12 protein-coding genes are annotated in these 11,515 nt (G+C 72.8%); 10 read left to right on the forward strand and 2 right to left on the reverse strand.

The features are described 5' to 3' along the window. The first annotated feature begins 341 nt into the window (after positions 1-341). Positions 342-707 (forward strand): hypothetical protein, encoded by a 366-nt coding sequence (locus tag I59_RS10315; RefSeq protein ID WP_022903800.1) that lies wholly within the window; start codon positions 342-344, stop codon positions 705-707. A 22-nt stretch (positions 708-729) separates the two neighbouring features. On the opposite strand, the gene I59_RS10320 is transcribed toward I59_RS10315, so the two are convergent. After that, positions 730-1,224 carry a hypothetical protein gene (locus tag I59_RS10320; protein ID WP_022903801.1) on the reverse strand — a complete coding sequence of 165 codons (495 nt, stop codon included), beginning with the start codon at positions 1,222-1,224 and terminating at the stop codon, positions 730-732. A gap of 139 nt (positions 1,225-1,363) precedes the next feature. Here I59_RS10320 and I59_RS10325 point away from each other — a divergent pair, with 139 nt between their 5' ends. From I59_RS10325 to I59_RS10345, 5 genes are all read left to right on the forward strand, one after another. Then, positions 1,364-2,317 (forward strand): M23 family metallopeptidase, encoded by a 954-nt coding sequence (locus I59_RS10325; RefSeq protein WP_022903802.1) that lies wholly within the window; start codon positions 1,364-1,366, stop codon positions 2,315-2,317. Positions 2,318-2,459: 142 nt separating this feature from the next. Beyond that, the gene (locus tag I59_RS10330) at positions 2,460-3,725 is read left to right on the forward strand and encodes a hemolysin family protein (RefSeq protein ID WP_022903803.1); all 1,266 of its coding nucleotides are present in this window, start codon (positions 2,460-2,462) and stop codon (positions 3,723-3,725) included. Positions 3,726-3,858: 133 nt separating this feature from the next. Next, positions 3,859-4,737, forward strand: coding sequence for a helix-turn-helix transcriptional regulator (locus I59_RS10335; RefSeq protein WP_022903804.1), 879 nt, complete (start codon positions 3,859-3,861; stop codon positions 4,735-4,737). Positions 4,738-4,870: 133 nt separating this feature from the next. Next, positions 4,871-5,578 (forward strand): class I SAM-dependent methyltransferase, encoded by a 708-nt coding sequence (locus I59_RS10340; RefSeq protein ID WP_022903805.1) that lies wholly within the window; start codon positions 4,871-4,873, stop codon positions 5,576-5,578. 182 nt (positions 5,579-5,760) lie between these two features. Then, a complete protein-coding gene (locus I59_RS10345) occupies positions 5,761-6,243 on the forward strand; it encodes an FBP domain-containing protein (RefSeq protein ID WP_022903806.1) in 483 nt (160 codons plus the stop codon). Positions 6,244-6,329: 86 nt separating this feature from the next. Here the strand turns inward: I59_RS10345 and I59_RS10350 are convergent, their stop codons facing one another. Continuing rightward, positions 6,330-7,316 carry an aldo/keto reductase gene (locus I59_RS10350; RefSeq protein ID WP_022903807.1) on the reverse strand — a complete coding sequence of 329 codons (987 nt, stop codon included), beginning with the start codon at positions 7,314-7,316 and terminating at the stop codon, positions 6,330-6,332. 128 nt (positions 7,317-7,444) lie between these two features. Between I59_RS10350 and I59_RS10355 the strand changes: the two genes are divergently transcribed. The 4 genes from I59_RS10355 to I59_RS10370 all read left to right on the forward strand — a co-directional run bounded on the left by I59_RS10355 (position 7,445) and on the right by I59_RS10370 (position 11,222). Further along, positions 7,445-7,987 (forward strand): thioesterase family protein, encoded by a 543-nt coding sequence (locus tag I59_RS10355; RefSeq protein ID WP_022903808.1) that lies wholly within the window; start codon positions 7,445-7,447, stop codon positions 7,985-7,987. 42 nt (positions 7,988-8,029) lie between these two features. Next, on the forward strand, positions 8,030-9,628 hold the full coding sequence (locus I59_RS10360; protein ID WP_022903809.1) for an FAD-binding oxidoreductase: 1,599 nt from the start codon (positions 8,030-8,032) through the stop codon (positions 9,626-9,628). Between the two features lie 63 nt (positions 9,629-9,691). After that, positions 9,692-10,282, forward strand: a complete 591-nt coding sequence (locus I59_RS10365) for a YdeI family protein (protein ID WP_022903810.1) — start codon at positions 9,692-9,694, stop codon at positions 10,280-10,282. Positions 10,283-10,343: 61 nt separating this feature from the next. Then, entirely contained in the window at positions 10,344-11,222 is an 879-nt protein-coding gene (locus I59_RS10370) for an aldo/keto reductase (RefSeq protein WP_022903811.1), read from the forward strand. The last annotated feature ends 293 nt before the right edge of the window (positions 11,223-11,515 follow it).

Here is an 11,515-nt window from a genome sequence, read left to right on the forward strand (position 1 = left end):
ACTCAGGGACCAGAAGTGCTGGAAGGGCGAGCTCGCCGATGACGCCGCCCAGTAGTCCGCGTCCCGCGCGAGGAAGACGACGTTCGCGACACCGACGGCTGCCGCGGCGCCGTCCCCGGCCACGGCGCGCGCCAGTGCCGGGCGGAGTCCCTCCCTTGTTCATGCCGTCGGTAGGCCCCACGCTACTCGCTGGCGCGAGATGTCTCGACGTCAAGACACCTTGTCGGGTCACCTCCCAGCGAACGCACCTGGGACGCTCTGGAGGCACACCGCCGTCTCATGGACGGCACGCGTGGACTGGTCTCCCGCGGCTCCCCAGGCCGCGGTGGGAGGAGCAGGCCATGACGACACGACGACAGACCCCCGAGGACTTCGGGTGGACCGCCGAGGACCTCCGCTCCGCCTACGCGGTGGACGGCAGCGGGCCGTACCGCTACGCCCCCGACGGCTCCGGGCCCTTCTCGTACGACGTCGACGGATCGGGTCCGTGGCTCGTCGGCCCGGAGCCGGCGCGGGGGCTCGCCCGGTTCGCACCCCGCCAGCGCGGGGCCCGGTCGCGCCTGCGTCGGATGGGGACCGCCTGCGCCGCGGGTGCCCTCGCCCTCGTGCTCGCGGTCGGGAGCGTCGCGGCCGTCGCGCACGCCGCTCCGGCACAGCACCGGGTGGACGCGTCCGCCGTCCACAGCACGCCGTCCGACCGGGAGTGACGCACGGGCGGCCGGAGCGCCCTCAGTGCCCGATCGTGATGCGGAAGACGCGGACGCCCGCGGTCTTCAGCGCTGCGAGCCCGAGCCGCATGCGCAGGTTGCGGAAGGGTCGGTTCCGCCCGGTCGGGGCCGCCGCGGCGCCGATCTGGTGCAGCACCTCGGAGGTCAGCGTCCGCTCGATCTTCGGTGCGAGTCGGGTCACACCCGACACCGTGACGACGATCCGGACCGCGTGCGGCGCCATGAGGGGGTCGATCAGCTCGGCCGCTTCGTGCGCCCGGTGGAACGCGGGGTCGTCACCGGGGCGGCGGATCGCGATGACGGCCAGTTCGGCGTCGCCGGTCTCGGTCGGGTCCGGGAGGTCGTCGACCCCGACCACGCGCATCCGCATGGCGTCCACACCGGCACGGACCGCCGCGGCGCGCAGCACGGGCAGCAGTTCCTGCGTGCCGGCGAGCACGACCTCGGCGGAGCGCAGGTCGATCGGCTCGTGGCGTTCGCGCGGCGTTCGGGCCATGGGTCGGGTCCTTCCGGTCGCTCTCCTCGGACAGTACCGACCGAGACGGGAGCCCGTGCCGTCGCGGTGCATCCGGTAACGAAATGATCACACTGGGGTCTGTACAAACGAACAGAGTCGTGCAGAATGGTGGGCGGCCATGACGACTGCACCGCACCCAGACCAGCACCCGGAGACCCCGGTCGTGCACCTGTCGCGCCGCGCAGCCCTCGAGGCCGAGCGCGCTGCGGCCCGCAAGCAACCTCGCCGGACCGACCGTGACACTGCAGGCATCGCGGCCTCGGCGACGACGATCGCGGCGCGCGTTCCTCGTCCGGTCCGCGCAGCCCGCCCGGTCCGTGCCGCCCGCCCGGTCCGTGCCGCCCGCACCCCGCTCCGCGAGCGCGTGAACCCCCTCCGGGCCGCCAACCGCGCCAGCCGCGTCACGATGACCAGCGCCCTCGCGGCCTTCGTCCTCTTCGCGGCCTCCGCGACGCCCGCCCACGCGACGTCCGGCGGGACCGGCCCCGTCACGACGCTGGCCCCGGACGTGAGCGGGCAGGACTACTCCGTCACCCAGGTCGCCGCCCTCGCCGACCCCGCGCGCGACGGCTTCACGATCGGTGGCGGATCGACGACGAAGGAGCAGGCCACCGCGAGCGGCTCGGTCTCGTTCGGGGGCGCGATCCGTTCGCCCTTCCCGGGTCCGGTGCAGATGAGCTCCGGCTTCGGGTACCGGGCGGCTCCGTGCGGCGCCTGCTCGTCCCTGCACGAGGGCCTCGACTTCACGCCCGGGCTCGGCACCCCCATCGGCGCCATCGCCGCGGGCACGGTCCGCGTCGCCGGCCCGTACTTCAGCTACGGCACCGCGGTGGTGATCGACCACGTGATCGACGGTCGCAAGGTCGCCACGCTGTACGGCCACATGATCCCGGGATCGACACCGCTGCAGGTCGGCGACACCGTCGAGGCGGGCGAGTTCATCGGTCAGGTCGGCAACTCGGGCGTCTCCACGGGCGCACACCTGCACCTCGAGGTACTGCTCGACGGCGTGACGCCGATCGACCCCGAGGCCTGGCTCGAAGCCCGGCTCGGTCGCCCGATCACCGCCTAGGCAGCCGATCCACAGCGCCCCCGCAGGCACCACGGGGTGGCCTCCCAGAACACCTGTGCAGGCTCACAGCCATGGACGACTGTCACAGGCCCAGCGCCCGAACGCGACCGGTTCCGCCCCGACCTGAGCGGACCACCCGCTGATGGGCGCCGACACCTGGATCGCCTTCGGGCTCGTCATCCTCTTCGTGCTCGTCGGCGGTGTGTTCGCCGCTGCCGAGATCGCCCTCGTCTCGCTCCGCGAGTCCCAGCTGCAGCAACTCGAGCGGCGCGGACCCCGCGGTGAGCGGGTCGCCCGGCTGAGCCGCGACCCGAACCGCTTCCTCTCCGCCGTCCAGATCGGCGTGACCGTCGCCGGGTTCTTCTCGGCCGCCTACGGTGCGTCGTCGATCGCCCCGGACATCGCCCCGCTCCTGCAAGGGCTCGGACTCGACCGCGGTGCCGCCGAGGCGATCGCGCTCGTGCTGCTCACCCTCGTGATCGCGTACCTGTCCCTCGTGTTCGGCGAACTCGTGCCGAAGCGACTCGCCCTGCAGCGCGCCGAGGGCTTCGCGATGCTGGTCGCCCCGCCGCTCGACCGGTTCGCGACGCTGATGCGACCGGTCATCTGGGTCCTCTCGAGCACCACGAACGCGATCGTCCGGCTGCTCGGCGGCGATCCGGACGCCCGCAGCGAGTCGATGAGCACCGAGGAGCTCCGTGACCTCGTCGCCGAGCACGACGCCATCGACGCGCAGGGGCGGCAGATCGCCAGGAGCGCGCTCGACGCCGGCGACCGCACCCTCCGCGAGTCGATTCGGCCCTGGTACGACGTGTCGACGATGGACGCCGGGCTGACGGTCGAGCAGGCGACGGCGCACGCGATCGACGCCGGACACACCCGGTACCTCGTGACCTCGGGCTCGCGCGACGACGTGACGGGCTTCGTCCACCTCCGCGACCTGCTCCGTCCATCGGCCCCCGACGCCCCGGTGTCGAGCCTGGTCCGTCCGGTCCTCGCGATGCCCGAGACGAAGTCGCTGTCCGCGGCGATCGCCCAGATGCGCACCGAGGGCCACCAGATCGCCCTCGTCGTGGACGAGTACGGCGGCAGCGCGGGGATGGTGACGCTCGAGGCGCTGCTCGAGGACCTCGTCGGGCGCATCCGCGACGAGTACGACGCGCCCAACACCGCCGGCACGGACGGGGTCGACGGGTCGCTCGTGCTCGAGGACCTCGCGGCCGACGGCGGCCCGGTACTGCCGGACGGCGACTACGAGACCGTCGGCGGGCTCGTGCAGGTGCACCTCGACCGTGTCCCGGAGGTCGGCGACGTCGTCGAACTCGACGACTGGGCGATCGAGGTCACCGAGATGGACGGGCACCGCGTGGCGCGGGTGCGCATCGCCGCGCGGGAGCGCGCGCACTAGGCGCGACCGGCAGCGGCCCGGAGGCCCGTGGCGGCGCCGCCACGGGCCTCCCGTCCGTCCGAGCCCGCCCGGCACCCGAGCAGGCACTGCCGGTACCTGTCCCGGTACCGGCATCGCCACGTAGCCTGGCCCCATGGGTATCGACGTGCGCAAGGAGATCCAGGACTTCCTGTCCTCACGACGGGCCCGACTGACCCCGGACCAGGTCGGCATGCCCTCGTTCGGCGGGGGCGTGCGTCGGGTCCCCGGGCTCCGTCGGCACGAGGTCGCGATGCTCGCCGGCGTGAGCGTCGACTACTACACGCGGCTCGAGCGGGGCACCCTCAAGGGGGTCTCCGACAGCGTGCTCGACGGCCTCGCCGCGGCACTCCGGCTCGACGACGACGAGCGCACGCACCTGTGGGACCTCGCCCGGCTGGCGAACGCCGGCGTCAAGACGATGCACCGGAACGTCCCGACGCGTGTCCGACCCGGCGTCCAGCAGCTCCTCGACGCGATCACCGGCGCGCCGGCCTGGGTGCGGAACGAACGCGGCGACGTCGTCGCGACGAACGAGCTCGGGCGGGCGCTCTACTCGCCGATGTTCGCCGGGCCCGGACGTCCGGTGAACACCGCGCGGTTCACGTTCCTCGACCCCGCGGCGCGGGAGTTCTACCCGGACTGGGCCCAGACCGCCCGCGAGGCCGTCGCGGTCCTGCGCGCCGCCGCCGTGGCGAACCCGTGCGAGCCGGGACTCGTGACGCTCGTGGGGGAGCTCTCGACGCGGAGCGAGGAGTTCCGCACGTGGTGGGCGGCGCACGACGTCCGGTCGCACCGCACCGGTCGGAAGCGCATCCACCACCCCGTCGTCGGCACGCTCGACCTGACGTACGAGGCGCTCGACCTCGTGGCCGACCCGGGGCTGACGATGTTCAGCTACGGCACCGAGCCCGCGAGCGAGTCGGAGCGGAACCTGGCGCTGCTGGGCACCTGGGCGGCGACCGAGCGCTCGGAGCGGTCCGCCGCGGTGTAGCCGGGGGGGGTGGTGGGCGCGCCGCTGCCGTTCCCGGACGACGCCGCCGCTGTCGCACGACGACGGACACGTCGCCCGACATCGACGTCCGCGCCGAGGCCGCCACGGAGCCGGCCGTCCGTAGGCTGGGACCGTGTCGTACCGCCGAGTCGAGCCCTCCTTCGCCCGCGCCGTGGCGACGGCCCTCGGGGACGCCCGCACCGTGCTCGACCTCGGCGTCGGACCGGTGTCCTACGCCCCCACCGACCGCGAGGTGACGACGGCCGACCCGACCGCCGGACACCTGCCGTTCCCCGACGTGTCCTTCGACGCCGCACTGACGACCTTCACGCTGCCAGACCTCCCCGACCTCGACCGCGGGCTGGCCGAGCTGCGGCGGGTCGCCCGGGGACCGGTGGTCGTCCTCACCCGCGACCCCGGACGCCTGCAGGACTCCTGGCTCGCCGAGTACGCACCCGAGGTCGTCGCCGCCGAGGCCCGGCGCCACCCCTCGGTCGACCGCGTCGCCGAGGCCCTCGGCGGAGCGGCCGTCGGCAGAGCGCCCATCGGCGGAGCGCCCATCGGCGGAGCGGTCGAGACGATCCGCGTGCCGATCCCGTTCACGTGCGTCGACGGCTTCTCCGAGGCGTACTACGCGCGGCCGGAGCGCCTCCTCGACCCCGCGGTCCGGCAGGCCGACCCGGCGTGGGGCCTCGTCGACGAGATGACCGCACGGCGATCGGTCTCGGCGCTGCGCGAGGCGCTCGAGTCAGGGGAGTGGGACCGGCGCCACGGATCGCTCCGGGTGCGACCGTCGTACGACGGCTCGCTCGTGCTGCTCCGCGCGACACGCCCGGCTTGACACGTCGTCGTAGGCTGGGACGGTGAGCTTCCAGGAGGTGGTCGGCGCGCAGAGCGCCGGCATCAGGGCGTGACGCCCCCGGTCGCACCGTGCGGTGCGGCCGCCGTCACCGACCCCTGACCACCTCCGCCCGGTGCGGCGCGCGTCCGCGTGCCCCGGGCCCCCGTCGAGAGCGACACACCATGCTGCCCATCAGCGAGAAGACCCTCCGCACGTCCTTCGTCAACGCCTCCCGCAAGGAGACCAGCGACATCACCCTGCCCGACGGCTTCGAGACCCTCGAGTGGGACGCACTCGACTTCCTCGGCTGGCGCGACCCGAAGATCGGGCGCCGCGCCTACGCCGTCGTGCCCACCCTCGACGGTGAGTTCGTCGGGATCCTGTTCCGGCAGGCCGAGGCGTCGCCCCGGAACCGCGCGCAGTGCTCGTGGTGCCAGGACGTCAAGCTGCCGAACGACGTCGTGTTCTACAGCGCCAAGCGGTCCGGGAAGGCGGGCCGGAACGGGAACACCGTCGGCACGCTCGTCTGCCAGGACTTCCAGTGCTCGCGGAACGTCCGGAAGCTGCCACCGCCCGCCTACGAGGGGTACGACGTCGAGGCCGCACGACTCCAGCGGATCGAGGACCTGCAGCTCCGCGCCGCGTCGTTCGCCGCGGAGGTCTAGGCCTGGCGCTCCCACCGGACGGACGGGAGGCACGGTGCGGGCCCGCACCGTGCCTCCAGTCCGATGACCGTGGTCGGCGACGCGCGTCAGCGACCGATCGAGGACATGTCCGGGTACCGGTCGCCGGTCGGGACGGGGAGCGACGAGAGGCGGTCGAGCTGGTCGGCCGACAGCGTCAGCGAGGTCGCACCGACGTTCTCCTCGAGGCGCGAGACGCGCTTCGTGCCCGGGATCGGGACGATGTCGTCGCCCTGCGCCAGGAGCCACGCGAGCGCGACCTGCGCCGGGGTGCCGCCGACCTCGTCCGCGATCTCCTTGACGGAGTCGACGATCCGCATGTTCTGCGCGAAGGCCTCCTCGGCGAACCGCGGGTTGGCGCGGCGGAAGTCGTCGTCGTCCAGGTCGGAGGGCTTCGTGATCGCACCGGTCAGGAAGCCGCGGCCGAGCGGCGAGTACGGCACGAGGCCGATGCCGAGCTCGCGGAGGGTGTCGAGGACCTCGCCTTCGGGGTCGCGGGTCCACAGCGAGTACTCGCTCTGGAGCGCGGTGATCGGGTGCACGGCGTGGGCCTTGCGGATCGTCGCCGCGGACGCCTCGGAGAGCCCGATGTGGCGGATCTTGCCCTCCTCGACGAACCCGGCGAGCTGCCCGACGACGTCCTCGATCGGGACGGCCGGGTCGACGCGGTGCTGGTAGTAGAGGTCGATGTGGTCGGTGCCGAGCCGGCGGAGCGAGCCCTCGAGTGCCTCGCGGACGGACTCCGGCGCCGAGCTGATGCCGCGCTCCTGGGTCGGCGTCGCCTCGCCGGCCTCGTGGCGGTACAGGCCGAACTTCGTCGCGATGACGACGTCGTCCCGGCGGTCGGCGAGGGCGCGGCGGAGGAGTTCCTCGTTCGTGTACGGGCCGTACGCCTCGGCGGTGTCGAACAGGGTGACGCCGAGGTCGATCGCCCGGTGGATCGTGCGGATCGACTCGTCGTCGTCCGAGCCGGCGCCCGAGTAGAAGGCGCTCATGCCCATGGTGCCGAGGCCGAGCGATCCGACCTCGAGGTCTGCGAGCTTGCGTGTCTGCATGCTCCCGGTCTACTCGCCCGTGGTCGTTTGGAGGGAGGCACTGTCGGGACCCGCCCAGGTGGGAATGCCGTGGTGCGGTTCCTCCAACGCGGTCGCACCGTTCGACCCGCAGCTGGTGGGATCGGTCCGTGAACCTGTACTTCCGGCTGCTCCTGCTCACCCTGCGCACCCGGACGGCCCGGCGACGCACCGGGCGCGGGACGTCGCTCTGGGACGAGGCACGGACACCGTTCCGGGTCGCGCTCACCGACCTCGACCCGCTGCGGCACGTGAACAACGGCAAGTACCTGTCGCTGCTCGACCTCGGTCGGTACGACCTCCTGACGCGCTCCGGGTTCTGGCAGGCGGCGACCGACCGCGGCTGGTACGCCGTCGTGGCGGCGCAGACGATCACCTACAAGCGGTCGTTGACGCTCGGGCAGCGGTTCGTCCTGCGCACCCGGGTCCTCGCGATGGACGAGCGGTCGGTCTACATGGAGCAGACGTTCGTCCGGCGCGACGCGGTGATCGCCCGCGCGGTCGTCCAGGCGCGGTTCCTGCACCGGGACGGCGGGCACGTGACCCCGGCCGAGCTCCTCGCGCTGACGGGTGCGCCGCCGCGGGACCTCACCGTGCCGGACTGGGTGCGCGTGTGGGCGGACGCTGTGCGGATCAGCAGCACCGCACGATGACGACGGGTCCGACACGGCACCGGAACGGCGTAGACAGGACCGATGACGACTGACGGGGGAGCGGAGCGTCCGGAACTCCGGTCCGGACGGGTGCCCGCGCGGACGAGTCGGCGCGCGCTGCTCGGGGGTGGTGTCGGCCTCGGGCTCGCGGGCCTCTTGGCGGCCTGCACGGGCGGGACGCCGAAGCCGAGCGGGAGCCCGACCGGCAGTCCGACCGGGAACGGCGCGACCGCGAGCGCGGGGCCGACCGCGAGTCCGACGCCCCGCGGCCCGGCATCGTGGCAGGCCCTCGCCGCGGCGGTGTCGGGACGGCTCCTGCGTCCGGGGTCCCAGGGGTGGGACAGCGCCCGGGTGCTCGAGAACCCCCGGTGGGACGATGCCGACCCCCGCGGGATCCTCCGGGCCACGAGCGACGCCGACGTGCAGGCCGGACTCGCCTTCGCCCGGAACACCCGCACCCCCGTCGCCCTCCGCGCGGGCGGGCACTCCTACACGGGGTGGTCCGCCGGCGGCGCCCCGGGGACCGACGTGCCGCGGTCCCTCGTGATCAGCACGCAGGACCTCGACGGCATCGAGGTGCACGCCGACGGCACGGCGACGATCGGGCCCGGTGCCCGTCTGGCGAACGTCTACGCGACCCTCGCCGCGCAGGGGCGGGCGATCGGAGCAGGGTCCTGCCCGACGGTCGGGGTCGGCGGCCTGACGCTCGGCGGCGGAGTCGGGGTGCTCGCGCGGTCGTTCGGCCTGACCTGCGACCAGCTGAGCGGCGTGCGGGTCATCACCCCGGACGGCACAGCGCACGACGTCTCCGCGACCACCGAACCCGACCTGTTCTGGGCCTGCCGCGGCGGTGGCGGCACGGTCGGCGTCGTGACCTCGATGACCTTCCGCACCCGGGCGGCACCCGGCGTCCTGCTCTTCGAACTCGCGTTCCCGTGGTCGGCCGCGGCTGTCGTCGTCCGGGCGTGGCAGGACTGGGCGCCGACGGCCGACGACGAGCTCTGGTCGACGCTCAAGCTCCTGAACGGATCGCGGCACACCACGCCGTCGATCACCGTGACGGGGGTGTGGACCGGCTCGAAGACCGGCGCCGACGCCTCGGTCGACGGGTTCGTCGCGGCGACCGGTGCACGGCCGACCCGCCACACCGCCGAGCAGATGTCGTACGGCACCGCCATGTCGACACTGGCCGGGAAGCCCCAGCGGGTGTCGGAGGCGGCGACGTCGTCGATCGGGACGACGAAGCTCACGGATGCGCAGATCGACGTCCTCGTGCAGCACGCCGAGGCAGCGGGGGACGTGTCCGGCAACCTCGAGGGCGGTGTCTCGCTCGACGCCCTCGGCGGTGCGGTCGCCCGGGTCGGTCGGACGGACTCCGCGTTCCCGTGGCGCTCGGCGCTCATGACGGTGCAGTACACGGCGGTGTTCGCGGACGGTTCCGACCCGGCGCCCTTCGACGCCTACGTCCGGGCCTTCCGGGAGGCGATGTCGCCGGCGTGGGGGAGCGCCGCGTACGCGAACTACTGCGACGCGGCGATCACCGACCCGTCCGACTACTTCGGCGTGAACACGTCCCGCCTGCACCGGATCGCCGAGCAGGCCGACCCGGACGGACTCCTGTCGCAGCCGCACTGGGTCTGAGGACACCCTGTCCCGGGTCCGTCGACACCACCGCCGGTCGGTGCCCGGGCCTACGATCGCCGCATGGACACCGAGGACCTCGTCCTGCCCGACGCCGCAGCGTGGCGGACCTGGCTCGACGCACACGAGGGCGACCCCGACGGCGTGTGGCTGGTCCTCGCGAAGAAGGGCACCACCGAGCCGACGTCCCTGACCTACGACCAGGCACTCGACGAAGCGCTCTGCTCCGGCTGGATCGACGGGCAGAAGCGGGGGCGCGACGCGACGACGTTCCGACAGCGCTTCACGCCCCGACGCCGTGCCTCGCTGTGGTCCCAGCGGAACATCGGCCTCGTCGCGGGCCTCGTCGCCGCGGGCCGGATGCGGGCACGGGGACAGGCGGAGATCGACCGGGCGAAGGGCGACGGCCGGTGGGACCGCGCCTACGCCGGTGCCGCGACCGCGACGGTGCCGGACGACCTCCGGGCAGCGCTCGACGTCGCACCGGCCGCCGCCGCGCTGTTCGCCGACCTCGACGCGACGAACCGCTACGCCGTGCTGCACCGGGTGACCACCGCACCGAGTCCGACCGCCCGGGCGAACCGGATCGCGAAGCTCGTCGGCGGGCTCGCACGTGGCGAGACGCCGTACCCGCGGAAGCCGAGGTCCGACTGACACCGCGGGCGGGGGACACCCGCTCAGCGACGCGTCACGTCCGCGGCGTAGAACGGCGGCCATGACCACTGGTACCGACACCACCCGTCCCGCCGCGTCCTCCGGCACCTTCCGCATCGGTGGCGACCTCGAGGTCCACCGCCTCGGTTACGGCACGATGCAGCTCACCGGTCCCGGCGTCTGGGGACCGCCGAAGGACCACGACGAGGCGATCCGCGTCCTCAAGCGCGCGGTCGAGCTCGGCGTCGACTTCTTCGACACCGCGGACTCCTACGGCCCATACGTCGCCGAGGAACTGCTCCGCGAGGCCCTGCACCCGTACGGCGACGACATCGTCATCGCCACGAAGGCCGGCCTGACCCGCACGGGTCCGAACGAGTGGCCGCCGGTCGGCCGCCCGGAGTACCTCCGCCAGGAGGCCGAGATGAGCCTCCGCCGCCTCGGTCTCGAGCGCATCGACCTCTTCCAGCTGCACCGCATCGACCCGAAGGTCCCGCTCGAGGACCAGATCGGCGAGCTGAAGAAGCTCCAGGACGAGGGCAAGATCCGCCACATCGGCCTGTCCGAGGTGTCCGTCGACGACGTGAAGGCCGCGCAGGAGCACGCCACGATCGTCACGGTCCAGAACCTCTACAACCTGCAGAAGCGCGACGCCGAGGAACTCCTCGACTGGTCCGAGGAGCAGGGCATCGGCTTCATCCCGTGGTTCCCGCTCGCGACCGGTGGCCTGACCGGCGACGACTCGCCGCTGACCGAGATCGCCGAGCGCAAGGGTGCGACACCGGCACAGCTCGCACTCGCCTGGCTGCTGAAGCGCTCCCCCGTCATGCTCCCGATCCCGGGCACGTCGAGCGTCGACCACCTCGAGGACAACTTGCAGGGCGCGGTGATCGAGCTGACCGACGAGGAGTTCGAGGAGCTCTCCGGCCTCGGCAGCTGAGGCCGCCGGGCACGGGTCGCTGACGCGACCAGGACCGGACGGGAGGCGCTTCTGTCTCTGGTTCTCCTCTGCCCTATTTTCGTGCGGTGGTCTCTGCCTTTCTTGCGCGGGCCCTCGGTCGAGATTGTTGCGAGACCTTCTGACGATCCTATGGTCAATCCGTGTGAAGACCATCTATGAACGCCAGGTAAATCCGAGCATGCTGCCTTTGTACGGCTCAGATAGAATCGATTCCATCACCGTGTCACATGGTCCCGCCGTTTAATTCTCCTGAGACGACTATCCGTTCGGCT

This window comes from Curtobacterium sp. B8 (assembly GCF_000333315.1).
GTDB lineage: Bacteria > Actinomycetota > Actinomycetes > Actinomycetales > Microbacteriaceae > Curtobacterium > Curtobacterium luteum.